The sequence below is a fragment of the Pseudomonas sp. KCJK9016 genome (assembly GCF_046231795.1).
Taxonomy (GTDB): domain Bacteria; phylum Pseudomonadota; class Gammaproteobacteria; order Pseudomonadales; family Pseudomonadaceae; genus Aquipseudomonas; species Aquipseudomonas bananamidigenes.
This window is the reverse complement of record NZ_JBJJMM010000015.1, coordinates 139,927-165,066: the sequence shown is the minus strand read 5'-3', so window position 1 is coordinate 165,066 and position 25,140 is coordinate 139,927. Positions and strand designations below refer to the sequence as shown.

Sequence of the window (25,140 nt, the reverse complement as noted above, 5' to 3'; positions counted from 1 at the left end):
AAATGCACGGTTTTTTTAACTCGTATGCATACGTCTTTACTTGTACATACAAGCATATGCAATTGAACGGCCAACTTGCCGAGGGACCTTCCGACAAAACCAACGGACATCCCTGAACACGCCGAAATCACGGGGTATCGGTTGATTGAATTTTTTTCGCAGGAGCGCTTTTTGAAAGAAGACAGGCTGTTACAGGAGCGTGGCATTGCACCGCGCTGGGGTGTTCGGTAACAAAAAGTGGGAACGGGCCACAGTCTGGAGAACCCGATGGGGTCTCCAGGCTGTGCCTGTTTTGGATTTAGAGAATAAAAACTGTCGCACGGTGTCCGCAAACTACGCGGCTTCCAGCCTTACTTAGAGCAAACGCAAATCTGTGTCCGGGAATTGTTGACCACTACACATCAGGCAAACCAAAGTAATGAATTTGGGGATATTCGTTCATAACCTTTACGCTTGGATCAAGCTCAGCATACTGAATCGCCAGGAGTTGTGGCCGGTTCAAGAAGCGGAAAGCAACCCTATAGAACACTCGATCATTTGCCATCCCCTCAAAGCCGTCAACACGCAAGCTGCTTGATAAAGGCGTGCTTCAGCCCCATTCCTTGGAAAAAGTACGCGACGGCCTTTACGACATCTCGCTCCTCCGTCTGCAGACTGGACTCAAGAAGATAATGCTCTCGGTAAGCGCGTGCTTTCTGAAAGTCCAAAGACTGCCCTATGGCGAGATCAGTGGGCGGCGGCGCAGCCTTGGAATTCGACCCGGACTGCACGAAACGTGGGTTTACACATCACGCTGAAGCTGCTCCTGATGGTGGCAAGCAGCTACGGCAGTCTTGCTCGGATCCGCGGCTTTGATGGCCAGAACATCGGCCTGCTTGCCGTTGGAAGGCAGCACAGCCAGCCATTTTCCTTAAGCCAGGTAATGCAGCTCGGTGATCGGCCGATGTGCACGACGAATGCGCTTTACGACAGGCACGAAGTTAGGCTCTTAAGCCTCTTTTTCAGCGGCTTTCAATGAATACAATAGATTGAAGTTTCAGTAAGCTGGCAGGCCTCCCACTAACAAAATCCTGCGGGTTTCCTAGCCCGTGTCCTTTTGTAGTTCTCTAGGGGGGCGCACTCTGATCCCCCACACCTAGCTGTCTGGTTCCCGTTCGAAGAATGATCCGTTAGATGACTGAACTGATACGCAACGTCCATCAAGGAACTGTTGCATACCGTTGAGAAGTCAGTTTTCCGGAAAGTTTGCGAAGTATTTCAGCTTCACTCTGCAGCAAACCGATAATTTCTATGACGTTATTGGCCTCAGCGACAGTAAGCTTGCGCAAGATACTTAATAGGTCTGCGGCGCAGCTTTCGCTCACCGACACCGATTCGATCAACCTTAACTGAAAGTTCTGAATGTCGCGCAGAGAGCTCATAAGTTTGTCTTTCCTTGAAGAGTGTTTGATAGGTGCTACTCCAAATTTTAAAGACATACTGTGAGTCTTTTTATCAGACTACTCCCAAAGTGACGGGAAACTTTGCTTCATCGTATAGCGTATCGTCTGGTGGAGCCGGTATCTGAGTGTCATGCCCTGTCCCGTTCCTTTGGAAAGACGGACATGCCGTTTGAAACACCGACCGAAGATAGGCGGCGAGCCTGGAGTCACAATGGTGCGGTGGAAGCGGGTTTCATATAAATATTTGACCATCCAGAATTCCGATGATGGATTGGACCTACTAGCCACGGAGATCCCAATAAATAATAGTTCATATGACTACCTAGAATCAGCTCGTACCATTTTCGTACCAACTCTACCAAAAGTTCACCAATCGACTTGACAGGTGGGAAGGCACTCAAGATGCCCCGTGTCGGGTTGAGTCGTGAAGACGCGATCAGTTGCTCTACTCTCATTTCTACAGCAGCAACGGATATAGGATTCGTCTGATTCCTACGAACTCAATCAATCTATATGGTTACCAATTGATGAAACCAAGCTCAAACTGAAAATCTCTTTAATTGGTCGGTTCGCTATTGATTCAACGGTTTCCAGGGTGAGTGGCGAGGGTTAATTATGAAGTTCAAGCTTACGCACCTGCTGATGGGGATGATGTTGGTGGGGGTAGGAGAAGCCCATGCCTATACATGCAGCACGGAGACCAGTTCAACCACCATTACGGTGCCGGAGTTTACAGTTCAACAGGACTTGCCGGTGAATGCTGAAATTGGCCGTGTCGAGTCAAGCACAGTGTCTGCATATAAGTGCTCTGGAAATCCCGGGGAGTTCACGTGGCAGGATTTCGGTGTCAAAGCCTATGGCACCTACCTGACGACTATTGATGGCATGCGGGTGTATGAAAGCGGCATTACAGGTATTGGATATGCCGTTGGCGCGACTATGATGTCGAACTGCGTGGGCGACTACATTAAGTGGGTCGGGACCGGTAGCCCTGACTTTACGGATGGTAATCCGGATAACCGTATCTTCTGTGTTGCGAATGGTTTGTTTGGCCAGCAGCCCTTAAAGGGAAAGGCCTATATAAAGTTCTATAAGACCGCTGAAGTCACAGGCTCAGGCGAGGTTGTCAGCAAGAATGTGGGTTCCTTTATCTTGAAAAATAACAAGAGTTCTTGGCATTATCCAGAATCGAGATTCAATATCGGACCACTCAAAGTCAACACCGTGTCGTGTTCGCTTAGCGCTCCCTCGATCAATGTGGAGATGGGAAAAGTGGGCATCGGACTCTTCGAGGGAGTAGGAACCTGGCCAGGAGATGGCAATACCCGGACTTTCAGTGTTCCACTGGACTGTTCCGCCGGAGCCAGCATCAATCTGAAAGTCGAAGGCAATGTACAGAACGCCAGCCAGGGCGTGTTGAAGGTGGCTGCGGGCAACTCCAGCGCAAGCGGCGTCGGAATCCAGTTGCTCTTTGACGACAACCCGGTCGAACTGGGCAAGCAGTTCAAAGCGGGCACGGCGAGCTCCCAAGGTAAATACAACATCCCGCTCAAGGCGCGTTACTTGCAAACGGAAGACACAATCACGTCAGGTGCTGCAAATGGCAGTGCGACCATTACGTTGACCTACCAGTAATCCTTGGGCGAAAAAAAGCCCGGCGCCAGGCCGGGCTTTTCGTCAGGGCGGCGATCAGCCGTCGAGCAGCACCTTGTTGCGCACTGCACCTTTGTCGGCGCTGGTAGCCAGCAGGACCGCGCATCTGCGTGAACAGGCGCTAGTCGAGGTATCAGGCCGTGAAATCAAAACTCTGGACATGGATGGGCTCAAGCATCTGGTCGCGGGTTGTCATCGGTCTTCTTGAGAATCATCATGCACACCATGAGGCTATACCGAAATAAGGGGAAACTCACTCATTTGGTCTGCAACTATTTGTCAAGATTAAAAATCTCTCGAGACACGCCATAGACAGAACCATTTAGGGAAAGCTTGAGGTGGATTACACTCAAGCCTTTAGTAAGCGTCCAACCAACACCTCCTCCGAACTCCAACATTAAGGTGATCCTAAACATTAAAGTCAGTCTCATCCCGGTACGAATCTTGGGCGCTGTAGCGTGTTGGAATGGATTTTAAAGTCTGTCTCACCCCACCCCTAAGGCCGCTTTCCGATTCGGAAAAATATTAAAAACGGTCTCGCCGGCTTAGGCTCTGGCCACGATGATGGTCGCACGCAAGCTTTGGGGCCTTGGCCTGAAACAGGATATACTTGGACAGCTGGCTCCGAGACCTCGTTGGCACATAGCCTCCCCTTGGAGACGCTTGATAGCCCGCCTCCATGGCGGGCTTCTCTATATCTGCGCAACCCCAGTATCAGATGCGTTCAGGGTCGGGATACTCGGCCTCTTCCCTAGACTGGCTCTCATGCCATTCAGCCCAAAGCCTCTGCTCCGCCTCGTACTGCTCGCGAGAGACTGTACGGGGCAGGTACTCCTCGATGTCACGGGTGTCTGTTGCATACACGTAGCGGCTGGCGCCCTTCAGGATCATCGTCCTCAAAAAAGCTGCGTCGTAGAGACTGAGCGTGGTGCCTCGTTGAGGTGGTCTAGAACCCACACAGGCATACAAGAGATGCTTTGGGCTGAGCGGGATGAAAAGTCTCGTCCCTCGCACACCCCAGCCCCCCTCAAGGCTCAACTCGCCTTTTGCCCCAACACCCAGCCTTGTAAACGGATTATCAGTGGTGGGCCAAGTCACCCCAGGTGGTGCATGTAGAATGGTCCAACGATGGGTAGGTATCCGATGGATAGTGCTCTTTAGCACATGCTCAAGATGCCATATCCAAAACTTTCGTCCGTTGAGGACGTGCGCTTGCAGCCCCACCTCTCCATCCTCGTTCTTTACACGCTGGATCTTCAAGGGAAGCTTGTTGTAAGGGTCTGCTACAGGGGCGGGCTCCAGTTCGACACCGGAGGACAGGGCTGAATCAAACTTGGCAACTGACCCCTCCATTGTTTCAGACAAGAACGACTCAAGCGTTTCACTCTGACGCCTCATAAAGCTCTGCAACCCAACCGGGGTCCTGACTGACTGCGCTACCGCAAAGCGGAACAAATTGTTCCAGTCCTCGCTGGTCAACCGCGATTCGCTAACCACCTTTGCAATTGATCTGGATGCAGGTACTTCGAAATCACGATCAAGCCAGCGTTCGATCTCGTCACTGTCCTTTGAGCCTGAGAAGTAAGAGTACAGGTGCTCAAGCTTGGCAATGCTTTTGGGTGACAGCGCCTTCCAGGTTTCGCATTTTTCATGAGGCACCAGGAGTCTGTAGGTGAGGACCTTGCCGCCGCTCATCCACTGCTTCAGGTATGTCTGAGGTACGTAGTGGTTGTCCTTTTTGAAGCTTTCCATGGTGCTCAACATCCTCGTTGCTCTGCCTTGCGGGCAGCAATCCATTAAGGCCGGTCGGCGCAAGATCTACACGAAGTCATTTTGCAAAAAATGCAAGTGATTTGGGCTCCAATCACCTCTCACACCATCCACTCTCCCGATCACTTTCGCTTCCCGTTTGAGTCGTGAGGGCTGAGTAGCCCAGGAGATGGCGTAACTTTTTGGGGTTGGCGGTTTGCGCGGACTGGTGATTAGCATTGAATCGCTCCGGGTTTCGTAGACACCTCCATGCCTTAAACTAAGGCCAATCAGGAGGTGCCATGAACAACCCGCGTGGCCTGCTACAGCAAATGGGTAATGGTCCACCCTTGATCGGTCAATGCCGTTTTACACTCTTCTGAAACCCGTTCTGCATTGACTGCCAAGCACAGAAAGCTGGTAGGTCGCGACATGCCGACATACAGGTTTCGAAACTGAGAAAGCTGAGTCTCAGGCATTTTCCCGGAGCGAGTGCCAATCCCAGCAATGATGGGTAATGCCATCTGTAGGTCGAAGCGACGACTTGGATGGCCTAGGGACTCCATGACGAGGGTTGCCAGATGCGTTTCGCCTTTCATCGAGGCGAGGGTACCGATATGAATATCTAAGCTGCGACCATTTTTTTCGATAGAGCATATGGACCGGCGGGCTCCGTGAATAGCCATAGCCTCTGGCCGCTCAAAAACCGAGAGCGCGGCGAATATCTGTGGCGTCATGTGATTTGGGAGCAACGGGCGCAGCTTCACGTATAAAAAATTCACGATACGGATACGCCTAGCTTCATCCATATCGCTCAAATTTTTCATGCACAGATCACGAATCAGTAGCCGGAAGGCTGAAACATCTTCATCAGCATCACGCAGCTTCCGAATTAACTGATGATCGGTTTTCAAGCCTTCGACAATCTCTGCTTTGGCAGCGCGCAGTATCAGAAACAGCGCTCTGCGGATCTCCTCAAATCGTGATGAAAACGATGCGTTTACGGCAGGCTTGGGCCCCCCGAGAAGCGCCCAGAATCGCACAAGCTTGAGTCCGGGGGATTGGTCGCCACCCGAGGCTGGCCAGTAGTCCAGGAGGGTACGGCCTGCTAACTGTGTTTGGGCATCGCCCTGTTTGCGAGCGCAAAGGGCTTTGACTTTTCCACTGGTCAGATCGGTATCGCTGAACCGGTCTAGTACTTGGCCTCCAAACGTCGCAATCACATCCTGTACTCGCCCTGTGCTGTAGACGATCAGCATGGACGGATGTCGGTCTTGGGCCTCTCCAGTTACAGCAGTACCTGCCAGCTGTGTTCTAGACACAGACTTAGCGATGTGGGGTCCGAAGCGCTTGCTAGAGGAGATCGGAAGTACGTCGCCTCGGGGGAAAGTCAGGTTTTCCGCGCCTTCCGAGCTTCCAAGGATTCGTTGGTTGATGTCGCCGAAGCGCTGAACGGTGACGGTCTCATCGAACATCAGTTGCAACAAACGCTCTTGCTCCCATGACGTGTCCTGCATTTCGTCGATGAAGACGATAGGGAACCGTCGGGATAGCTGGGTGCGAACCTTAGGGAAAAGGGTCAACAAACGTTCTGCATACGCGAACATGTCCGCGTGCCGGAAAACCCCTTCAGCGGCGAGTTTTTCTTTGATACCGACGATTGCCGGAAGGGTTTTCGCGCCCGGTTTAGGAAGCGAGCCAAACTCGCTGGCGAGGTCCAGAGAGGCACCTTTGTAGACCAGCCCCTCTAGCATGGGCGCGACGCTCGCATTCTTTTGCATGTAAAGCTTCAAGCCAAAGTTAGCTTGGGCTAGCGCCAATGCCCGGCGAGCAAAGATATCGTTGTCGATCACATCGACAGTCATCCCATTGCTTCGCAGGTAGGGCAGAGCCAGAAACTGATTCACCATGGCGTGAATCGTCCCGATGAAGTGGGGATGCGCGAGCAGGCGACTCCCGTCATGGTTTGTACCTAACCGATGTTGAATCTCATCACGGGCGACATTGGTATGACTGAGTACACAAACGCCTGCGCGGCTTGAGGTCCATCTGCGGCTCAGCATCAGGAGCTTCGCGGCTAGCACCGTGGTCTTGCCACTGCCTGGCGCGGCGTTGATGTCACGAGACAGGTTCTCCAGCAATACGGCACGCCGCTCTTGATCATCGAAGTTCAAGTCGGGTGTCAGTTCGCGTAGAGCCGCAAGATCGGTATCATTGATCACAGGGACTGTCATGGCTCAGCCCTGCCAGTCAGATGCCGTAACGCCTGCTGTAGGTAAGGCGGCAGCTTGTTGAACAGCTCATCGCCTTTCCCATAGTCGCCTGTTGAAATCAGGTGAGCAGCGTATTGGGCAGTGATCGCTTTTGATGCCTCTTTTTCAACGAGCGGCTGGTAGATGAGTGACGCCAGTTCCACTGGCGAGTGTCCGGCGTTCGAGAGTTCTTTCCAACGCTCGCCTGCCTCGACGATCGTCTTCTTCTCATCGTCCTCCGTCAGCCGTTCCCCCCTCGAGTCTGCCTTCTTCGCCAGGTGAATTGCGTCATGCATCAACTGGGCACATCCATGAAGGGCGAGATCGAATTCCAGCGTCCAGTTGTTGGAGACGCAGACAATTGTGCTACCACCCTGGGCGCGATCGACCTTCGTTTTGACCAGTGCCTCGATTTCCTCTGGCGTGTAGTCTTTTTCGAATCGTTTACGGTTGTTCTTGGGAGGAGATATATAGGTGGCCTCATTGGGCACGATGTCACGATCCGTGATGCAGGCGACGGGAATGGGAATCGCCGAGCCATCAATCGGCTGCAAGATTCGCGCGTAGTGATAAAGCCCAACTCCGCCGACGTTAACGCAAGAAATGCCGTGTTCGTTGAACGAGTATCCTGAAGCTGCAGCCAGAGCGGGCAGCAGCAGCGCTTCTGCTGGCCCTTCCACGATCGCAACGCCGCGAGCGAAGAACAGATTCGCTTTGGTGGCATCGATAAAGCGCCTCAAAAACTCGTAATCGCTTTTCAGCAGTTTGGTCTTCCCATGAGCCAGGCTGAATAGTTGGGCACGGTTTACCAAGGTCAGGCTTGCGATGTCCGCACCCGCCGCCAGAGATGGGCTGTGGGTAGTCATAATGATCTGAACAGGGCGGCTATCTGGCTCCGCCGCCTTGGAGGTGCGTTCGAGGAGCTGCTGAACGCGCTCCTGCAGTTGCGGATGGAGATGGGCCTCGGGTTCCTCGATAAGCAGTAGTCCGAGTTCATCACCGTCCCGCAGCAGAACCAGTTCGGTCGCCATGAACAGAGCGTTGTTATAGCCGAGTCCGCGAATGCACCTCTCACCTGGATCGATGGTGGAGGATGGCAGCAGCGCCAATTCGAAGCGCTCCAGAATGGGCTGTAGGCCCAGCTCCGGAGCGATCTGGATGCGTGAGGACAGGGCATCGCCGGCAAACGCGAACTTGTTCAGGTAGTTGTCGTTGATGTCGTCTTGGACATCTCTGATAACCTGATGCTCGCCCAGGTGATGCTGAGCAAACGCCATCAGCCCGACCAGGTTGCTGGGGACCGTAGCAGGAGCCGCTAGGTCGAAGTCATTTTGCTCCTGCCCATCAATGCGTTTATGAGCGCCCAAAATTTGGGACAGCCGAGACTGGCGACCAGGGCGTAGCTCAGCTTCGGCATCTCGAAGGGGGCGCAAGTAGGTGGCTCGGATGAGCTCACGAACCGCCGTGCCGATCTCTGGCCCCGTGCCATTCGGGCCCGAGCAGGTGATGGCCTCGACCCGCCCACGTTTGTTAGCCTTCGGTGGTATCCAACGCGCCTGCAGATAGACGATCAAGCTATGAGACCCGTCTGCTTCGTGGGTCATCCACTCGAGAACTGAGGCCTCTTGCGCGGGGTCTAGGTCCACAAGAGTGGCTTCGATGAACAGGGAGCGGGCTCTTGTTGTGCCCGTGATGTGAAAGTCAGTTTCGAAAAGCCGAATGAACTCGTAGCTGGTTGTCCACAGCACGTAGCGAATCGCGTCAATTACAGAGGTTTTGCCGGAATCGTTTTCCCCGACAAGGATGTTCAGTCCTGGAGCAAGCTCCCAATCAAGTGAGGGGGCAACTGTACCGTCGCCAAACGCCCGAAAATTTGACGCCCTGATCCGCTTCAAATGCATCTTGCTTCTCCGTCCTGTTGGAAAGCCTGTCCCGGATGGCGCAAGGCAGTCCGTGCACTCTGTGGGTATGATTGGCTTTTATCACGTGAGAAAGCGGGTCGGAAGGGTAATTTAGTAGCAGGGAGCCATTACTGAGGGTGGGATGCAAATTCCACGGACACTTAGACAAGCATGTTGGGGCTGTGGTGTGCTGCACGACGACGCTGCCTACTTTAGTCTTCACAGAAGACTGGAATCTATTGTGGGAGAGGCAGGGCAACTGCTGAGGGAAATTTCAGCACTCTCGGAAAATTTCGTTCTTAGGCACGGGGTATCAATGGAAGCTCTGGAAGCTGGGACCGCCGAAATACTTAAAGAGTGGCAGATCTAGATGAGATGTGCATGGGACAGGAAACAATGCGTCGGAAGCTTGTGATCGCCTGACCTTGCTACCGTTGGCAGATACGAAAAAGCCCGCTTTCGGGGCGGGCTCTCACGCGTCTCTAAGGGGAGGCAATTTGCCAACAAAGTCTCGGAGCCAACCACCCTACTCTACACCCCAGGGCCATCCTTGTCAGTAAGCCTAGGTCAGAGTTTTAGCCCAGCCTGCCTAGGTGCGCATTACCTTATACCAGTCTATTTCGTACCCAGCATCCTGCAGCTCCTGGCTCAATGCCTGCTTCCAACCCTCGTCGTTCATCGAGGCCCAGACCACGCCTGCGAAGTCGCTTGGAATTTCAACCTGACCACGCTTGAGCGCGCAGACTCAGTCACGCCCCAAGTAGCCTACCCAGTCCCATATTCACGCGACTTCGGTGTGTTCACCAGCACCGCGGCAGGATTGCGTAAGCAATCGGAGCAAACGCGCTGTACGGTTTGATTGACCAGTGGGCTGACACATGCTCAGGTCCCGACTCAACGCTTGATATTCATCGTTTCGACGGCAAACAGGTATAGGGCGAACATTCTCACAAATTCGACACTGCCGAACAGCTTCAGGTTGATGGGATCGGGAACATTCGACACGTACCAAAAAATTACGCACAGGCAGAACGTCAATACCACCCCACCCAAATAGGGCCCCCAGCTAAAAAGATCGTGATCGGCAAGGCGGCTGTTCAGGTTGATTACACAGTGCACCCACGACACGACCATCACAGAGGCGAAAAATAAATAGAAGGGCAACAGCAAGCTGGTAACGGAAAAGGGATCCTTGATCGGTCCTCCACCGTCAACGAATGTCGAAAGAGCCAGCGCTGCAAACACGTTCAGCAGCGGGCGCGACTTGATCCTACCCAAAGCATCCAGAAGATCCTTGAACACTTATGTTTGATCCTTGCATGAGTTGAAACTTAGGCCCGCCTGCAAATCTGCGTTGGACCATCAACGCTTTCGGTGACGGTTCTTTTGTTGACGACGAATAGCTGCAGAGTGCTGAGATTTACGCCGTGCCATTTGCTGATTGAACGGCCCCAGCACTTTGTCCAGGTCTCCGTAAAAATTCGATTTCGACCTGACAACCTCGGTGAAGAAATAACGCTTAAAAGTAGAGCTCTCAAAACGTCCATGCCTCCAGCAGTGCAGCATAAAGTTGCTGCTCAAAAAGAAGCAGAAGCCGCCGAACAAAATAGTCAGCTGCAAGTACAACGCTTGGTCCCTAGCCAGTTCACCGGATGAGTTTTTCACCAGCAACCAATACACCGCCATAGTCGCTCCCAGTACCACACAGAACATGGGTAATGATGCTCTCTTGCGTATGGGCTGCCCGGCAACACTCACTTGCGTACCTTGGATTAAGGTGTACAGGGCATTCACCAAAAAGGGGAATCCAACGAAAGCAATGTCGATACCTGAGAAAGCGTAGCTCACCGAATCCAGCCAATAGACACCGACTAACGCCAGCGCCGTGATCGCGGCGACGATCAAATCCTTCTGTAGCGACTCAGCGTAATCAAGGTAAAGCCGACCATTTTTGCCCAAGCGCGAATGAACGTAGTCGACTAGTTCTATATACGCCAGCGGCCATAACGATGCCGTAAAGCCGACAATGTAAAAAGCTTTGAGTAGGGCAAAAAACTCAAGATTGTAAAGCAGCGCGAAAGGGTTGACTCTCAGAGCGAGGAACCCCCAAAAAAGCGACACCAGCAGAAGCGGATAGAAGAGGATGCGGTGCAAGTAACGCATGAGTTTCCCTAGCTAACAGATCAGGAGTGCAATTGCCCGGGTTGGACGGCTATAAACCCATAGCGAAACAGGGCCTACCATCCTCTTCGCTGCAAACCAGAGCAGCGTGGCATCCGACGCTCGTCGCAAATCTGCGCGCTTTGCTTGCCTAAATTGACCAACAGTTCGATCTGACTACAGTCACTACGCTTGGACGTAAAATGGCCAAGTGACGCTTGGACGATATCACGCTTAGCGGTACTCAATAAAACCGGCCTAGTCTAGGACCCGGTACAAGCCTATTGCCATCAGCCATACCATGTGGTTGTATTTATGTACAGCTATTGTTCGATTTTAAGACACTATAATGACCTTACTTCAAAGCAAAATTGAAGATCTGTTAGGTGCGTTCTGGGATGAACGAGAGATCGTCATTGCCAGCGATCCCACGTCTATCGATGACATGGGAGCACCGATGGACTCATTAACCGCTTGTGAAGCGATGATCGATATCGACGTGCTCGTAGGCAAGAAAATCCCTGTAGAAGTGGTCATTCGCAATGGGGGCTATGAGTCGCGCGATCAATTCATTCAGCAAGTCACCGAGGGGGTACTCACGTACCTAACGAAGGAAGATGAGTGAAACTGACAACGATGAAGAACGTCTCCAAATTGCGGAGCGGCTGCGATCTGCTCGCGAGTATCTAGGGCTATCCCAAGCTGAAATTGCTCAGCTCGTTGGACTTACACGCACAGCCATTACCGGAATCGAGTCCGGCACTCGCAAGGTTGAAGTGACAGAGCTGAAACGCCTGTCGAGCATCTACCATCGGTCCGTGGAGTATTTGCTGACAGGGTGCGAACCCGCGTACTCCGGTCCCGAACAATTCGCTTTCCTGGCTAGGGCAGTCAAAGGCCTGACTCAGAAGGATGTGGATGAAGTCGCTCGGTTTGCTGACTTCTTGAGGGCTTCGAAAGCTAATTAGGGGGTAGGGATGCTCTCCGCAACTCAAATCAAATCTGTTGTTACACGCGCCGCTGAGGTCGTCAGAGACTCCGGCGCGAAGCGCCGAATCGACGAGGATGGGTACACACGCGTCGATCCATTTCGGATTGCTCAAGCGGCCGGGGTGGTCGTGATGCTACGACCACTGGAAAAGCTATGGGGCGCATTTATCAGCGAAGGCCAACCAGGAATTCTGGTGAATGCTGAGCGTCCAGCAGGCGTTATCCAAATGACTTGCGCACATGAGCTCGGGCACTTCGTTCTGGATCACGGCACTACAACTGACGAACAGCTGGACTACACCAACACAGCCGCTCAGAAAGAACTGGAGGCTGATTGGTTCGCCTACAGTTTGGTGGCACCGCGCTGGGCCGTCGCGAAAATCATGAAGCGAAAAGGTTGGGCGGTGGCCGATCTTGCGCACCCCTTCAACCTCTATCAGCTTTCCCTAAGGCTAGGAATCAGCTACGCCGCAACCGCATGGTCACTTCAGAGACTGAAGCTGTGTGACCGATCGTTTGTTGAAGAGGTGCTACGAATTCAACCAGCGGCAATCAAGAAAGCACTGCTCCCCAAACCACTGGTCAATTCACAGCGAGACGTCTGGCTTATCGATGAAGCTGATCGAGATCTCGTTCTCGAACCCCGTGTTGATGACCAGATGTTGGTGCGACTAAAAGACCACTCGGGTGCTGGCTACGTCTGGGACACGAAAGAGGCAGCCTCGGAAGGTTTCACCATCGAACCGGTATTACTGCCTCCAGGCAACGCCGCAGATACCGACGCGCTGATTGCAGGTGGTGAGCACTATTTGGACTACCTGATCTCACCGTCTCAGAGTCTACCAACTGTTTGTTCAGAGCTTCAGCTCGACGAGCGCAAACCATGGGACAGGTCATCGGATCCGCTTAACAGCTTCGAAACCCAGACTCAATTCGAGGATTTGGCAAGCGGACTTTCTTCCGCAGCTAAGCAGGCTTTGCTTCAAGGAACCGGCCAATCGTGATTCAACCGCGCGTAACGATACCGATGAATTCCAGGGACCAGGGAAACAGGGGGTCATGCGTCGCGTTTTCGCTCGCAGGGATCAAGGGTAATCTCTCGAACCACTTGCTCAGTCCCGAATACGCTTATTTGGCTACCGTGCATCAGAGTCCCACATGGACGCCCAACGCTGGATTGGACGTCCGAATCGCTATTGCGGCTACCAAAATGGGATTGCCAGAAGATCATCACTTCCCATACCAGCAGAGCGAACCAGGGCTGCCATTACCGGTACTTCCCACCGGCGTCCCTCTCCACGGCCCTGATCTGGCACTTGCAGCACTCGACCTGAACAAAATCAAGCAGTGGCTGGGTCTTGGCAGACCGGTAGGAGTGCTGGTTTCGACAACCCAATCCTTCATGCGCCCTATCGATGGTGTGGTGGCCTTCGAAACGAATGTCTTCCCAGGCCGACATGCAGTGGTGATCGTGGGCTACGGTCACGATCAATCGGGGACGGAGCATTATCTGATCTGCAATAGTTGGGGAGTTGCTTGGGGAGTGAATGGACACGCATGGGTGCCAAACTCTTACCTAACCGCCCACGCATCATGTATCTACGGAGCTGATAAATGACGGAAGTATTCCAGAGGTCGCGAGTAGTACAAGCATGGCTGGCTGGCATCCGCTACCTGGAAAGCCAAAAGAAGCATGATGCCACCAATATCATCCTGGAAATTACCTCGCCCCAAGCTGCAACCAGCGAGGACCGTCAGGTAGTCAACGCCGTCAGTCGTGCCCTCCAACAGCGGAAGGCAAAACGGACTGTGATGACGGCTGCCGGGACAATCTTCCCCCAGACAATCTATAAGCGTTATGGGCGTCCAGATTGGTACGCGCACTACAAGTCGATCATGGCGCGTGGCATGGCACCGAACACCTGGGGCACCTATGCATTGCGTATGATCGAGCGCAAGGATGAAAGCGGTGCGACGTTTAATCCGCTCGACAAAATCATCGAAAAACTGATTGCTATTCGTACCAAATATTTGAATAAGTACGTGGCCGCTTATGAGCTAGGCGTTTGCGATCTGGCCGTAGATCTTGCAGACGACTTGAACGGCCTTGGATTTGATCTCCCGACCTATGATCCGAGCATCGATCGGCACAAGTACTACGGTTCCGCCTGTCTCAGCCACGTGACCTTCAAACTGATGCACGGAAAGATTGATCTGACTGCGATCTACAGGTCGCACCACTACGCTGAGAGGGCACTGGGCAACCTTATTGGGCTTGCCCAGTTGCAGCAATATGTCGCAACGGAGGCGGGATACGAGACAGGGACGCTGACGTGCATTTCCACCTACGCCAAGCTCGATGATGGATTGGGTGGCATCCGTGCGGCAAGCAATCTGCTTGAAACGTTCCCGATCGATGAGACGCTTATAAAAGAGACGGCTGCAGTGATCTAGCCCCCAAAAGGTCTTCCGGAATGCTATAAATCTGCTTCATTCCGTTGCGGAAGTCTTTCACGCCACCGTAGCTTGGATGCCGGACCGTTAGGACCTCGACTCCAAAAGCGGTTGCATAGCTTGCGGCATCCTGGCCGATTGCAACAATCCTGCGCACCTTGAGCCATTTGATCAGCGCATTGTTGAGATCGTTAACCAGCGCGAGTTCCTTGGCTTTGAAGCGTCGGTTCGTCAGGGGGTTGTCCGTTTCGTGCGGATGGAAGGGAAACACGTTCCAAAGTAGAGGCGGCTTCTCGATCACCTTCAAGACCCCCCAAATCTCGGCGGCCGTACGCTCAGCGATTACAGGCCCTCTAGTGGCTTGTCGTGAAGAACAACCCGGATAAACCTTAGCCATCTCCGCTAAGTGAAACTCATCCGTCAGCGCTAAGCCGGTCCTACGCCCACCTCGGTAACCAAGATCTCGTCCCATCCAAATGGTGTCGACACCGATATCTTCAGCAGCGCTGAGGTATGTGCGCAGGTTCGTACGCCGGTATGAAGCCGCATCTGTCCGATCATGCACTGGGCACGTGTCGGCATATGGGTTGAATACATCTTCCAGGCTCAAACTGGCGAGGGCTTTCACGAAAGAAGTGGGGGTCATTTATACACAGTTCTTATCGGCAAGAGAGTGGAAGGTCAGCTGGTGATTAGTCATGTCGACGACAACAGATCCTGACCGCACGGAACGAAGCTCTCGAAACACCTCGAATCCTTTCAGAATGGCCAGCTCCCACTGCCACAACGGGCATTTGTGAACCTCATACCCTTCCACCATGGAATGGATCTGCTTGAGCAGGCCGTACTCAAGCTCCCCCTCTTTGATCCCTTTGTAGAATTTTCGGCGCTTGGCATGGTTGAAAATCCAGGTGGCAATCCCTTCCTCGATAATCATCGCCCGAGCACCATCCTCATTCTCATCGATGATCGGGTTCGATTTTCGCTTAAGCTTGAGCAAACCACGCAGGACCGGCGACCATCCGAGGTACGCCATATAGGCAAGATGAAAGACATCGTGGAAACGATAGTCGTCGGGCTCGTTGCTATTATCTGTCAAACGGTCACCGATGAAGACACCGTTCAGCTGCTGCACAACAGATGGCCCGTTGCGACCTGGTAGCTCGATGAAGTCCATTTTGAGTGTCCTGGGCAAGCGCTCATAGCGAGGAAACTCGGACTCTGGATCGAAGAAAGGAGTGAACTCACGCTCGTCGCCAGGCCACCGGCTCTTGGTCTTTTCAAGGTTGTATCGCGCGACATCTTCAAGATGTAGATCGAAACTCGCGCAACTGAGTGCCAACTCCGCCAACAGACCACCCAGGTGATCCCTTAGTGTTGGGGTCGGCCCCGCCCGTAATTGAGCGTCAGGCATGTTACAGAAAATGCCGGCCGCATGAGCCAGAGCACCGAGTTGGCCACCTCTCAGCGCTGAACCTTCCTCCTGCCGACGCGAATTGATCAAAGCATCGATGTGCCTGAAGTTCACGGTTGCGATAACTGGAGACGCGCTCTCTTTGAATCGCTGCCTCAAAACCTTCAGGCAGCTTTCTCCAATTTCATCCGGAGTGAACTGCAGAATGGAATTGGCCCTGATCAGATACCACAGTGCATCGCCAAGCTCTTCAGCCGCGACCTCACTTTGAGTTTCTTCAAGCCTGTCTCGCTCGGCCTTCTTCACCGATGAAAGCAGTCCTCCCACCTCGCCGAAAAAGCCGAAGCGTAAAACCTGCAGCGCTTTGGGGTCATTCTTGAAGCGGGAGCTGTTGCTGGCCTTGAGGGCGTATTCCGGCAGCGATAGTGGTCGCTCCTGCTGTCTGGCAATAGGTGCCATCTATTCCTCCTGAATCGAACAGCGACTGCTGTTGCATCCTCTGCGCTTGCAATTGGGCCCGCATCTGCTTGCAGCACCCAATGATTTTCCTGCGATCTGCGTGTAAGGCTCCCAGTTGCATAGCCCGAGCCTTAACCGAGAGCGTGACATCGTAATGCGGATAAAAACTCTTGCTCTGGAACCACCTACGCTGGAGGCCTAATCGAGCCGCAAAGCTGTGGAGCTCGTCAAGCGAATCTGCTACCAGATGGCACCAAACACGGCCTTTCCAGCGGATATCTTCAGAATCGACGTAGACCGCCATGGCTAGTTTCTCTGTGCATAATGTGCAAATATTATGCACATATGACCGAAAAACTCAATGCAGCATCCGCCGCCAATCTCGCAAAAATCATCCGAGAAGCGCGTATTTCTCGCGGTTTAACCCTTGAAATTCTTGGGTCTAAATGCGGAATTCATCATTCTCAGCTTTCCCGCTTTGAGCAGGGAAAAATGGTGCGCGTGAGCAAAAATCTCAAATCAATTTGCACATTTCTGCACATAGATATTTCCCCGAACAAAAGTGATGCCGAACAAATGCAGTCGCTGTTCTCCCGCATCGAAAGACTGATCACGTCCTCTCAAAGCAGCGAACGCGCAATCGAAAGCCTGGTTTCAGCACTGGAAGAGCTCACCTTCGGATAGGTCGACCAGGATACGATAGACATGCTGGCCGCTGAGTTGGATGAGTAGCGATGACGATAGCGATATTGAAGCCAACGCATTCGGCGCACGGGTGGCCACGCATTCCTACGACCAGATGAACTCCAACACCGCCCCCTTCGTCGAGTTCTAACTGCCACCATCAGTCAAAGCGAGCGTGCCTGCGATAGCTATGGTCGAAGCATCTGTCGTGATTTCAGGATTCGGGCAAACGCTTGTGTGGCATGAGAGAACGCATCGTGACCCAGGTCATCAATGGGTCCGCTCCCTCTTGATTAGTGCGTTCTGAACAAGAACCTGTAATCAAATTGGACTGCTATTTTTTTCTGCGGAAACGGCCGTTGTGGCCACGCTGTATCAACCTCTGTCCTTGAAGAAATCATCCTTCGTAATCAAACCGAAATCGTCATCCGGCATTCCGCCATCATCGTCGAAGAGCCCTTGAGTACGCCGCTCTTCCTTAAGGCCGGCAACAGCTTGGAAAAAACAGCCTTCACACAGGTGTATCTCGTACCGTTCACCGTCATGCTTCGTTCCATAGCCCCAATGTGCCTGCAACGTTGCAAATTGAAGCCCACCGTTGTGTACCTTGGTGGTGAGCCGACAGACATCGCAAACAACGTCTTCGACACCATCAACTTCGACCTTACCGATAACTTTCATCTCCTATCTCCTCACGCCAGCGAGCGTATGAAAGCAGCCCCGAGTGACCGTATCGCGTGGAGGGGCACACCGCTATTGGTAAACACCCAAGCGAGCGCGCTCTAGGTAGTCCACCACAACCTTGAAACCCACCGAGGTATTGAGCATCTCGAAAGGAACAATCCCTGACAGGTGCTTACAAGACCGTCCCAGCCAATTCTCGGCGAGCGTTTGAGAGCCGAAGACCATCACTGCAAGCTCAAGTCCCTGGGCGTATTGGAGCGCTACAGCGCTCTGCTGGGGATTCAATCGGACTGCGTTCTGGGGGTTACTGAGCCGTTGGATGGTCCGAGCGGACTTCCCCATGATTCGCTCCAGGAGCTTGTAAGATTTGAATAGGCTTGATGAGCGGACCATAGCCTGAACATCACTGAGGGCAAAACCAGCTTGGACGAGGCGCAGGATGTCCAGATGACTCAAGCTTCCCGTCTCAGCATGGGTCAACTGGAACGTCGGTGGTTGAGCTGCGGCTCCTGTTTGAGGTCTCAAGATTGAAGAACTCATTGGACTGACCTCCCAATGCTCTGGATGCCAGATTTAATCCGTTTCTCTCTCATTGTAGTGATCAGCCGCTTCGAAAGTGAGTTAATCCCACCTCGGCTCGCAGGATCGCTAAAGATCACTACTTCACTCTCAAACATCCGAGCAACTCCGGCAGCACATCGGTCGCTCTCTGCATGTGGGTCATGATGCACACCTGGGCGATCAGTACGGCCCTATCGTTTGAACAGCAGCTTCATGTAGGCCCGAGTTCGCGGATATCGATCTCGACGTTCCAGACGCTGTGCAAGGCGTGGGAGCAGGGAGAAGATCTGCGACTGCTTGAGACACAGGTTCTGATCCGATCCGAATCGCCGAATAATCTCAGCTTCCAACTCACGTTGCAGTCCATCGTCCCTACTCTCCCAATCGACTCGCGGATTAGGGTTTCTAGCAGGTTTGGGCACTTGACTAGCCTGCGCATACAACCACTCTCTGTCGTGACGATGCAGCCAGGTGTAAAGCGATTGGCATTCGCGGCGAAGCTCAGTGAGAGAATGCAATGGAAACCGCGACTGAAGCTCAGCCCATCGTAAGCGATGATCAGCCTGATCGAGAGCCATTCGTCGAGCCTCCCATGACGCTTGAACGGCACACTCCGCGCGGAGCAGCTTGTTCACCGTGGATATGGTGAGTTGAAACTCCCGGCAAATTTCATTCTTTGCCGTTCCTTCAGCAAGTCGGCTCAGTAAATGTGCCCTGAATTCAGGCTTGAGCCGCTTCGGCCGAGGGTGGCCCTTTCTGTTTGCCGGTGATACTGAAACGTCAGGTACTGGGGGTGACGCCGGCAGTGCCGAAAGTGCTTTCCGCTGAGCACAAGCGACATCGTGGCATACCGCAAAGGACGAAACCTCGCCGAATAGCCAAGTAATCATCATCAGGTGTTTGAGTGGATGAATGTGCCGCCGTGGTGACCGCACCATTTGACTGATGAAGCTGGTGGCGGCGGTCTCAGTGGATGGTAGCCCACCATATGGACGAAACCTTCGCAAAGGGCTGATATGCGTCAACAGGCTCTGTGCCGCGCTTTCTGTTGGTAGCCACTTGCGGTAGAGCTGGGCGACCACTACTGGATCAAAGTGCTTGGCCAAGCCTAGAGACCCCAACTCGCGGCACACCGAGGCCAGTTGAGCGAGGCGCTCCCGTTCCAGGGAGGTGATCGCGCCATAATCCGAATCGCGTAATGTGCCAGCGCAGGGCATCGTCCAAGTGAAGCGCCCACACCAACGGCGATTTTGGCTGCATTCGCAAAGCACTTCACTGTGCTCAGGGCATACCACCACGCCTGGGTACTGATGGGACAGATGCCAATATGAGACCCCACACGAGTCCAGATCCCGAGCCATGCAGGACCGGCATGCTCGCAAAGGATGATCAGCACCGAATCCTCCACAAACGAGGCCGAGTTGGTACTTCAGCGGTCCAAGCGATGGGCCTCTGATTTGAACAAGGGCGCCGGCGACTGAGCTATCCGACTGAAAAGGGGAGAAGAACGGGAAAATGGTGCGCTGTTCAATGATGGAGATGGCTTCTCCCCAAAGGCCCGAGGTGTTCCGCTCGAAAGCATCCAGACCACAAGGCACATCGTGCTTGATGCACCGTTCTGAGAGGCTGAACAGCTGCTCGGTAGTCGCAGCTGGGCGGAGGTGACCAGACAGGAAATGCAGACGACTGCAAAGACTGAAGAACGTCTCTCCCGGTAGCCAAGCGAGGGAAAGTCCAAAACAAGAGGTAGCCATGGGCGCCTCTCCATGCGAGAGGTATCTCGGGCACGCAAACGTGCTGTGGATAACTTATTGTAGCCGGATGGCAGATGTGGATAGTTTGTTTGGAACTATCAGATAGCGTAGATATTCAGCTACGCCTTAGCAATGTGGATAACTTTTAAGTTATCCAACGAAGAGCAATTGAAACCTTTTGCACACATTAACCATACAAACTTACACTATATCAAGCAGCTAGGAAAGGGACCGGAATCTTGTGTGCGCTGTGCAAAAAGCTTTTAAGGTTGTCAACACAGCTTTCATAGCGTTACCATGCGCAGTAATCGCTATAGGCTTAACTGCGAACCGATCTAAAAAAGCATACATAGCGGCGTATGCTAAGTCTCCAAACTTCGCTCTGCGCCAAGAGCAAAAAGTTCGCTGCCAATTAAATAGCCAAGTTATAGAATATAAAGAGGTAAGCGGTATGAAGAATTCTGGTTAGTTTTTCGGGGAGCCAGAATAGACAAAGGCCTGGGTTTTACCCCAAGCCCCTGTGTCAAGATTAGTGCCCTGACACAGCCATTGTCTATCCGCATGCGCGGGGCGTCAAGTCCTGCGGTCCCCCTTCGTCCCTTGAAACGTAAATCCGGGTGCCCCAACAGCACCAGGTCGTGTGCGTACGCCTTTCGTACGCATGTACTCCACTTGGCCACCGCTGGCAGAACAAGTGGTATGGGTATGGACAATAATGATTTCTGAAAAAACGCTGAAGCGGATTAGAGACCGCCAGGGCAATTTCCGGTGGGGGGACGATTACGTTCCCGCCATTTGTGCTGTACCAGGTGAAGCCCCGAAGACTTCTAGGATCTGCCGCCTTAACAGCCGAAAGCTCGGCCGCACACTTCACCTGCTATCCATTCCTGAACGAGTGTTCACACAACTGGCGTTGTTCAATCCAGCAGTGTTTGAAATTCATGAGCAAAAAATGCTGCACCCGGTGCCGCATGTACATCCCCTGCATGGCCACCCTTTCGCCCTTGGCTTGAGTCTCAGTCCTCTAGTCGGAACTCTCGCCGCAGCAAAAGATATAGGGATGGACCATGCCAAGGTGGTGATAGAAACGCCGTGCGGCGAACGCCAGTGGTCCGCCTACCCATACCTGGGTGACCTACTGATCTACCTCCGCGAGCCGGGCACGGCGCCCTATGCTCTAAACTGGAACATCAAACTTTCCAAGTTTGATTTTATGGAGAAACGGCGTTCAGCGGTTAAAACATTAGAAGCGCGAAGAAAAGATCGTGAACGCGCAGAGTTACGCCTTCACCTTGAAGAAACTTATTATGCAAGCGCCGGCATCAGAACAGTAAATCTCTCGCTCGACGATATTGACCCCATTGTTGTAGCCAATCTAGATCAGATTTTTGGTTTACATGACCGTCCTCTCAGCCTTGACCAAAATTTACTGGAGGACTTCAGCCACCAATTACAAGAAGATTTTAATATTGGCCGCCCTCCGGCACTGGCGGCCATCACCTATGGCAACAAGTGGGGGCATCGCGACCAGTTCATCGCCCGCATATATCAAGATATTTGGAATAGATCGCTACCAGTAGACTTATTTCAATACATACAGATCGACCAACCACTTGGGCAGGCCAGGTGCGAAGTGATTGAGCACTATCGCCATTTTTTCTCGGAAGCCGCTCTATGATGGCGGGATCTCGACTGATTGCACCACAAGGCTGCGGTGAACTCGTCAAAGGAAAGGAATACCACTTTCTCATCAGTGATGGCGGGTGTAACCGTGTCCGCTTGGTCGAATTCGATGAAAAAGGGTCATCTGCGAAGCTGCACACGATGACCCGGCTGCGCTTCGAAGCGGCGCTGGAGGCTGGTGAGATCGTAGAGACAGGTAGCCATGATTATCCGCCATGGCTGACAGCGGCAGCAGGCATCGAAACCAAATGGCGCGAAAGCCGCCGCGTTAGCTCGAAACGGTCGTACGAGGAGATAGTTGACGGCCGCCTACTGAGGATCGTAGAACTTATTCCCAAGAGAGCAGAGATACTGGCCTCGGACGACCCGGAGGCAGTTATTAATGCTCACGCTAGGACTTCAAGGCCGAGGCAGCACCCCACACGTATCCGGCTATGGTTCTTCACTTATCTCGTATTTGGGCAAACAAAATGGGCATTGATGCCCCGCTTGGACGCATGTGGAAAGTGGGACAGAAGTGAGAAAACCGATAAGAAACTGGGTCGCCCATCCGGCCAAGGCCAGAATCATGGGTATCCCATAACTCCTGACATGAAGGAGAAAATCCTAACTGCCTTCTCGAAGCACTCACGGGTAGACAAGACCAAGGACGACATCTACGGGGATTCACTGCGAAAGACATTTGGTTGCCGTACTCGCCAAGGCTCAGCGGGGAAAGAGTTCTACCATCCCGACGGTGAGCCTTATCCAAGCTTCAATCAGTTCTGGAATTGGGTAAAACGGCTAACAAACCCCTCTGCCCTTGCGCAAGCGATGAAAGGGCCAAGCGCTGCGCGTGCAAAATCCGGCGACATTGGGAGCTTTGCGCAGATGATAGGTAACCTCAATCAGCGATTAGAATTTGATGGTTATTACCCAGAGGAAAAATTATCTGGGTTCATCGAAGGATCGCCACTGGATTCATTTTGTGTGGTAAGAGCAGTGTGTGCACTTTCAGGAGCCGTTGTAGGTATCGGCTTTGCCAGAGGCAGGGAAAGCTTGGAGGCGTACCGGATGGCCCTATTTTGCATTGCAATCGGCAAGGTTAAATACTGCAAGCTATTTGGTATGAATATCAAACCTGAGGAGTGGCCCTGCGAAGGACTCTCAAGCCAGATGATATTCGATAGAGGTCCAGGAGTGCATATAGATGTCTCTGGTGCAAAAGAATGGTTAGGCCGCTTGGAAATTACCCCTACACATTCTGGGCAATCTAAAGCCACAGTTGAATCCTCTCATCCTAGAGATAAAAAGTTCAAAGATCAGCCGGCGCATGTTCATAGCGGCCTCAATCTTGTTGAAATGTCACGCCGAGAGATACGTCGGATTATAAAGGACAATGAAACATCCGACGCTAGCGACCGTATGGATGAGGATATGTGGCTGGAAGGCTTCTCGCCGACCCCTCTGAACGTATGGAACTATCACGATGCGCTTGGCCGCAATCATGGCATCAAGATGTCGCCAGAAGAAGCTGTAAGGGAATTTTTGACGCCTATGCCTGCGGTGATCAGGGAAAAAGGTGTCTATTTATTCGGGAGAAAGTACAACTCAAAAGAATTGACCGATACAGGTATATTTGACCGAGTTGCTGGTGGTCGCGTGATTCACGCAACAGCATATACCATGACAATGTGCGTTCGACACATATGGATAGAGGTTGAGGGAAGGCTTTACGAACTCAACTGCGTTTTCACCGCAACCACAAGACGTGGCAGCACGGACATCTCGCTCGAAGACCTTCAGTACATCAACGAATCACGTCTCCGGGCTCAAGCAAAACGCAGAAAAGAAAAAATTGCCATTGATCAGCATCACTATCAAGAGTTTGAAAATGAGACGGGCAAGCCTTGGCATGCTGGAGTGAGAAAGTCAGGGCGTCCGGCTAAGAGTCTTGAAACACAGCGAGACTTAGATGATCAAAGACGACTGGTAGGTAATAAGCCATGATTGAAAGACTGCGAACCAGATTCGATGGTTTGATTGACATCGAGCACATACGGAAAAAGGTAACAGTCCGACCAAAACCCGTCGGCGACATAGATCGACTACCACCTATGTTAGCTGCACACATCCTTGATATGTCACTAAGACAAATTTACCTGCCAAATCAATTCAGTTTAGAGCTTATTGCAGAGCTAGTGGGGAAAGCAGCAGTCCATTCGGCAATACGTTCCGAAACAGAACAAACGTTTGTCAAAGGCATGTACTACCCTATAACAGCCGAAACTTTCCCAATCTGCCTTACTGGCTTAGCGGGTGTGGGTAAATCGGCAACCATCGAAGCGCTACTTCGCGCTATGCCCGGCCCTACTGAGTTCAAGCTAAATCATTACATGGAACCTCAAACAGCCGAGTCTTACTGGTACGCCAGCGCTAAAGGTAAAGCGTCTGGTAAGCAGCTGCTCACGGATTTTCTTGGCATTGAAGCGACTACACGAGAGAACACTGCAATCCTCAGATTAAGAGCGCAGCAGCAAGCACATCAACGCGGTATCTCGCTGGCAATTCTTGAGGAAATGCAGCATTTAACACCTGGGAAAGGGGCAGCCCTTACAACCGACATACTGCTTACTATGTCCGGCCTTGGCTTACCCATGGTGTACGTATCTAATTTCAGTTTGGGACATAAGCTGCTTAAACGTAATCAGGAAGACACCCAACGCCTAGTCGCAGAGCCGAGAATCATGTGGCCAGACGCCCTAGAGTCAAAAATCTGGGCTGAATTCATAGACGAATGTATTACCGTGAGTGATGGTCGAATTCGGGCCAATCCCAAAGATTTTTCTTACGAAATCTATCGAGGGAGCTATGGGCTAAAGCGTGCAGCCATTCACCTAATGGTACAGGCATATATCCAGGCTCGTTCCTCAAATCGCGCATGGGTTGAAATTGAGGATGTGCAAAGGGCTTATGCCTCAAGCTCATATTATTCGTACCGGGTGGACGTTGAGGAACTGGAGCGGATTGCTATTCAAAAGAACTCCAAACGTGATGACCTCAATTGCCCATTTGGCTCTCCCATACGCTCGAATGTGGTGCAGTTCGTTAGGAAGGAGCGCGACCATCGTGTCGCTCAAGCTGCTTTCAAAGGTGCGCTGACGGCTGAAGAGCGTGAAGCTCATAAAAGCTTGAAGCTGGATACCGACATGAAGGCTCAAAACCCGAAGCGCCCTAAGCGACCGCCTTTAGGAAAACCTACAAATGATGATTTGGGGAATGCATTCAGCGATTATTTCGGCGACAAGGAGGACAATTAAT

General features: G+C 52.5%; 23 protein-coding genes. 11 read left to right on the top strand and 12 right to left on the bottom strand.

Annotated elements, in window-relative coordinates; translation table 11 throughout:
* Positions 1 to 775: 775 nt before the first annotated feature.
* A complete protein-coding gene (locus tag ACK6BI_RS16760) occupies positions 776 to 1,018 on the top strand; it encodes a hypothetical protein (RefSeq protein ID WP_409317916.1) in 243 nt (80 codons plus the stop codon).
* A gap of 181 nt (positions 1,019 to 1,199) precedes the next feature.
* On the opposite strand, the gene ACK6BI_RS16755 is transcribed toward ACK6BI_RS16760, so the two are convergent.
* Entirely contained in the window at positions 1,200 to 1,421 is a 222-nt protein-coding gene (locus ACK6BI_RS16755) for a hypothetical protein (RefSeq protein ID WP_409317915.1), read from the bottom strand.
* 636 nt (positions 1,422 to 2,057) lie between these two features.
* Between ACK6BI_RS16755 and ACK6BI_RS16750 the strand changes: the two genes are divergently transcribed.
* Positions 2,058 to 3,077, top strand: a complete 1,020-nt coding sequence (locus ACK6BI_RS16750) for a fimbrial protein (protein WP_409317914.1) — start codon at positions 2,058 to 2,060, stop codon at positions 3,075 to 3,077.
* 732 nt (positions 3,078 to 3,809) lie between these two features.
* Here ACK6BI_RS16750 and ACK6BI_RS16745 read toward each other — a convergent pair.
* The 5 genes from ACK6BI_RS16745 to ACK6BI_RS16725 form a co-directional block, all read right to left on the bottom strand.
* On the bottom strand, positions 3,810 to 4,847 hold the full coding sequence (locus tag ACK6BI_RS16745; protein WP_409317913.1) for a DUF4238 domain-containing protein: 1,038 nt from the start codon (positions 4,845 to 4,847) through the stop codon (positions 3,810 to 3,812).
* Between the two features lie 320 nt (positions 4,848 to 5,167).
* Positions 5,168 to 7,066: a UvrD-helicase domain-containing protein gene (locus tag ACK6BI_RS16740; RefSeq protein WP_409317912.1), complete on the bottom strand. Its 1,899-nt coding sequence runs from the start codon at positions 7,064 to 7,066 to the stop codon at positions 5,168 to 5,170.
* Between the two features lie 8 nt (positions 7,067 to 7,074).
* Positions 7,075 to 8,997: an ATP-dependent nuclease gene (locus ACK6BI_RS16735; protein WP_409317911.1), complete on the bottom strand. Its 1,923-nt coding sequence runs from the start codon at positions 8,995 to 8,997 to the stop codon at positions 7,075 to 7,077.
* Positions 8,998 to 9,891: 894 nt separating this feature from the next.
* Positions 9,892 to 10,299, bottom strand: coding sequence for a hypothetical protein (locus ACK6BI_RS16730; protein WP_223699210.1), 408 nt, complete (start codon positions 10,297 to 10,299; stop codon positions 9,892 to 9,894).
* Between the two features lie 60 nt (positions 10,300 to 10,359).
* A complete protein-coding gene (locus ACK6BI_RS16725; RefSeq protein ID WP_409317910.1) occupies positions 10,360 to 11,160 on the bottom strand; it encodes a hypothetical protein in 801 nt (266 codons plus the stop codon).
* A gap of 346 nt (positions 11,161 to 11,506) precedes the next feature.
* On the opposite strand from ACK6BI_RS16725, the gene ACK6BI_RS16720 reads away from it, so the two are divergent.
* From ACK6BI_RS16720 to ACK6BI_RS16700, 5 genes are read left to right on the top strand one after another with little or no spacing between them, the layout of a single operon-like run.
* Positions 11,507 to 11,782: a hypothetical protein gene (locus ACK6BI_RS16720; protein ID WP_038574461.1), complete on the top strand. Its 276-nt coding sequence runs from the start codon at positions 11,507 to 11,509 to the stop codon at positions 11,780 to 11,782.
* Positions 11,775 to 12,125, top strand: coding sequence for a helix-turn-helix domain-containing protein (locus ACK6BI_RS16715; protein WP_038574459.1), 351 nt, complete (start codon positions 11,775 to 11,777; stop codon positions 12,123 to 12,125). Before ACK6BI_RS16720 ends, ACK6BI_RS16715 begins: the two co-directional genes overlap by 8 nt.
* Positions 12,126 to 12,134: 9 nt before the next feature.
* Positions 12,135 to 13,151: an ImmA/IrrE family metallo-endopeptidase gene (locus tag ACK6BI_RS16710; protein WP_409317909.1), complete on the top strand. Its 1,017-nt coding sequence runs from the start codon at positions 12,135 to 12,137 to the stop codon at positions 13,149 to 13,151.
* Positions 13,152 to 13,174: 23 nt separating this feature from the next.
* A complete protein-coding gene (locus ACK6BI_RS16705; protein WP_409317919.1) occupies positions 13,175 to 13,765 on the top strand; it encodes a C1 family peptidase in 591 nt (196 codons plus the stop codon).
* Positions 13,762 to 14,601, top strand: a complete 840-nt coding sequence (locus ACK6BI_RS16700) for a hypothetical protein (RefSeq protein WP_038574455.1) — start codon at positions 13,762 to 13,764, stop codon at positions 14,599 to 14,601. Before ACK6BI_RS16705 ends, ACK6BI_RS16700 begins: the two co-directional genes overlap by 4 nt.
* On the opposite strand, the gene ACK6BI_RS16695 is transcribed toward ACK6BI_RS16700, so the two are convergent.
* The 3 genes from ACK6BI_RS16695 to ACK6BI_RS16685 are packed head-to-tail and all read right to left on the bottom strand — an operon-like array spanning position 14,573 to position 16,778.
* Positions 14,573 to 15,247, bottom strand: coding sequence for a uracil-DNA glycosylase (locus tag ACK6BI_RS16695; RefSeq protein WP_038574454.1), 675 nt, complete (start codon positions 15,245 to 15,247; stop codon positions 14,573 to 14,575). The genes ACK6BI_RS16700 and ACK6BI_RS16695 overlap by 29 nt on opposite strands.
* Positions 15,248 to 16,474, bottom strand: coding sequence for a nucleoside triphosphate pyrophosphohydrolase family protein (locus tag ACK6BI_RS16690; RefSeq protein ID WP_409317908.1), 1,227 nt, complete (start codon positions 16,472 to 16,474; stop codon positions 15,248 to 15,250).
* Positions 16,386 to 16,778, bottom strand: coding sequence for a DUF4031 domain-containing protein (locus tag ACK6BI_RS16685; RefSeq protein WP_409317907.1), 393 nt, complete (start codon positions 16,776 to 16,778; stop codon positions 16,386 to 16,388). The genes ACK6BI_RS16690 and ACK6BI_RS16685 overlap by 89 nt, the downstream gene beginning before the upstream one ends.
* Before the next feature lie 41 nt (positions 16,779 to 16,819).
* Between ACK6BI_RS16685 and ACK6BI_RS16680 the strand changes: the two genes are divergently transcribed.
* Positions 16,820 to 17,158, top strand: a complete 339-nt coding sequence (locus tag ACK6BI_RS16680) for a helix-turn-helix domain-containing protein (RefSeq protein WP_409317906.1) — start codon at positions 16,820 to 16,822, stop codon at positions 17,156 to 17,158.
* Positions 17,159 to 17,533: 375 nt separating this feature from the next.
* Here ACK6BI_RS16680 and ACK6BI_RS16675 read toward each other — a convergent pair whose 3' ends face one another.
* The 3 genes from ACK6BI_RS16675 to ACK6BI_RS16665 form a co-directional block, all read right to left on the bottom strand.
* Positions 17,534 to 17,839, bottom strand: coding sequence for a hypothetical protein (locus tag ACK6BI_RS16675; protein WP_102623553.1), 306 nt, complete (start codon positions 17,837 to 17,839; stop codon positions 17,534 to 17,536).
* Between the two features lie 72 nt (positions 17,840 to 17,911).
* A complete protein-coding gene (locus ACK6BI_RS16670) occupies positions 17,912 to 18,067 on the bottom strand; it encodes an antitoxin Xre/MbcA/ParS toxin-binding domain-containing protein (RefSeq protein ID WP_409317918.1) in 156 nt (51 codons plus the stop codon).
* A gap of 527 nt (positions 18,068 to 18,594) precedes the next feature.
* Positions 18,595 to 20,157: a TnsD family Tn7-like transposition protein gene (locus ACK6BI_RS16665; protein ID WP_409317905.1), complete on the bottom strand. Its 1,563-nt coding sequence runs from the start codon at positions 20,155 to 20,157 to the stop codon at positions 18,595 to 18,597.
* 715 nt (positions 20,158 to 20,872) lie between these two features.
* Between ACK6BI_RS16665 and ACK6BI_RS16660 the strand changes: the two genes are divergently transcribed.
* Genes ACK6BI_RS16660 through ACK6BI_RS16650 form a run of 3 tightly spaced genes read left to right on the top strand, consistent with a single transcriptional unit; the run spans position 20,873 to position 25,139 of the window.
* Positions 20,873 to 21,835 carry a hypothetical protein gene (locus ACK6BI_RS16660; RefSeq protein WP_409317904.1) on the top strand — a complete coding sequence of 321 codons (963 nt, stop codon included), beginning with the start codon at positions 20,873 to 20,875 and terminating at the stop codon, positions 21,833 to 21,835.
* Positions 21,832 to 23,829, top strand: coding sequence for a transposase (locus ACK6BI_RS16655; RefSeq protein ID WP_409317903.1), 1,998 nt, complete (start codon positions 21,832 to 21,834; stop codon positions 23,827 to 23,829). Before ACK6BI_RS16660 ends, ACK6BI_RS16655 begins: the two co-directional genes overlap by 4 nt.
* Positions 23,826 to 25,139 (top strand): ATP-binding protein, encoded by a 1,314-nt coding sequence (locus ACK6BI_RS16650; RefSeq protein WP_409317902.1) that lies wholly within the window; start codon positions 23,826 to 23,828, stop codon positions 25,137 to 25,139. Before ACK6BI_RS16655 ends, ACK6BI_RS16650 begins: the two co-directional genes overlap by 4 nt.
* The last annotated feature ends 1 nt before the right edge of the window (position 25,140 follow it).

Bases quoted from the DNA above. Each gene is read 5' to 3' on its own strand.
- ACK6BI_RS16755 (WP_409317915.1), bottom strand. From the start codon at position 1,421: ATGAGCTCTCTGCGCGACATTCAGAACTTTCAGTTAAGGTTGATCGAA.
- ACK6BI_RS16750 (WP_409317914.1), top strand. From the start codon at position 2,058: ATGAAGTTCAAGCTTACGCACCTGCTGATGGGGATGATGTTGGTGGGG.
- ACK6BI_RS16745 (WP_409317913.1), bottom strand. From the start codon at position 4,847: ATGGAAAGCTTCAAAAAGGACAACCACTACGTACCTCAGACATACCTG.
- ACK6BI_RS16735 (WP_409317911.1), bottom strand. From the start codon at position 8,997: ATGCATTTGAAGCGGATCAGGGCGTCAAATTTTCGGGCGTTTGGCGAC.
- ACK6BI_RS16725 (WP_409317910.1), bottom strand. From the start codon at position 11,160: ATGCGTTACTTGCACCGCATCCTCTTCTATCCGCTTCTGCTGGTGTCG.
- ACK6BI_RS16720 (WP_038574461.1), top strand. From the start codon at position 11,507: ATGACCTTACTTCAAAGCAAAATTGAAGATCTGTTAGGTGCGTTCTGG.
- ACK6BI_RS16715 (WP_038574459.1), top strand. From the start codon at position 11,775: ATGAGTGAAACTGACAACGATGAAGAACGTCTCCAAATTGCGGAGCGG.
- ACK6BI_RS16710 (WP_409317909.1), top strand. From the start codon at position 12,135: ATGCTCTCCGCAACTCAAATCAAATCTGTTGTTACACGCGCCGCTGAG.
- ACK6BI_RS16705 (WP_409317919.1), top strand. From the start codon at position 13,175: ATGAATTCCAGGGACCAGGGAAACAGGGGGTCATGCGTCGCGTTTTCG.
- ACK6BI_RS16700 (WP_038574455.1), top strand. From the start codon at position 13,762: ATGACGGAAGTATTCCAGAGGTCGCGAGTAGTACAAGCATGGCTGGCT.
- ACK6BI_RS16695 (WP_038574454.1), bottom strand. From the start codon at position 15,247: ATGACCCCCACTTCTTTCGTGAAAGCCCTCGCCAGTTTGAGCCTGGAA.
- ACK6BI_RS16690 (WP_409317908.1), bottom strand. From the start codon at position 16,474: ATGGCACCTATTGCCAGACAGCAGGAGCGACCACTATCGCTGCCGGAA.
- ACK6BI_RS16685 (WP_409317907.1), bottom strand. From the start codon at position 16,778: ATGGCGGTCTACGTCGATTCTGAAGATATCCGCTGGAAAGGCCGTGTT.
- ACK6BI_RS16680 (WP_409317906.1), top strand. From the start codon at position 16,820: ATGACCGAAAAACTCAATGCAGCATCCGCCGCCAATCTCGCAAAAATC.
- ACK6BI_RS16675 (WP_102623553.1), bottom strand. From the start codon at position 17,839: ATGAAAGTTATCGGTAAGGTCGAAGTTGATGGTGTCGAAGACGTTGTT.
- ACK6BI_RS16670 (WP_409317918.1), bottom strand. From the start codon at position 18,067: ATGGTCTTCGGCTCTCAAACGCTCGCCGAGAATTGGCTGGGACGGTCT.
- ACK6BI_RS16665 (WP_409317905.1), bottom strand. From the start codon at position 20,157: ATGGCTACCTCTTGTTTTGGACTTTCCCTCGCTTGGCTACCGGGAGAG.
- ACK6BI_RS16660 (WP_409317904.1), top strand. From the start codon at position 20,873: ATGATTTCTGAAAAAACGCTGAAGCGGATTAGAGACCGCCAGGGCAAT.
- ACK6BI_RS16655 (WP_409317903.1), top strand. From the start codon at position 21,832: ATGATGGCGGGATCTCGACTGATTGCACCACAAGGCTGCGGTGAACTC.
- ACK6BI_RS16650 (WP_409317902.1), top strand. From the start codon at position 23,826: ATGATTGAAAGACTGCGAACCAGATTCGATGGTTTGATTGACATCGAG.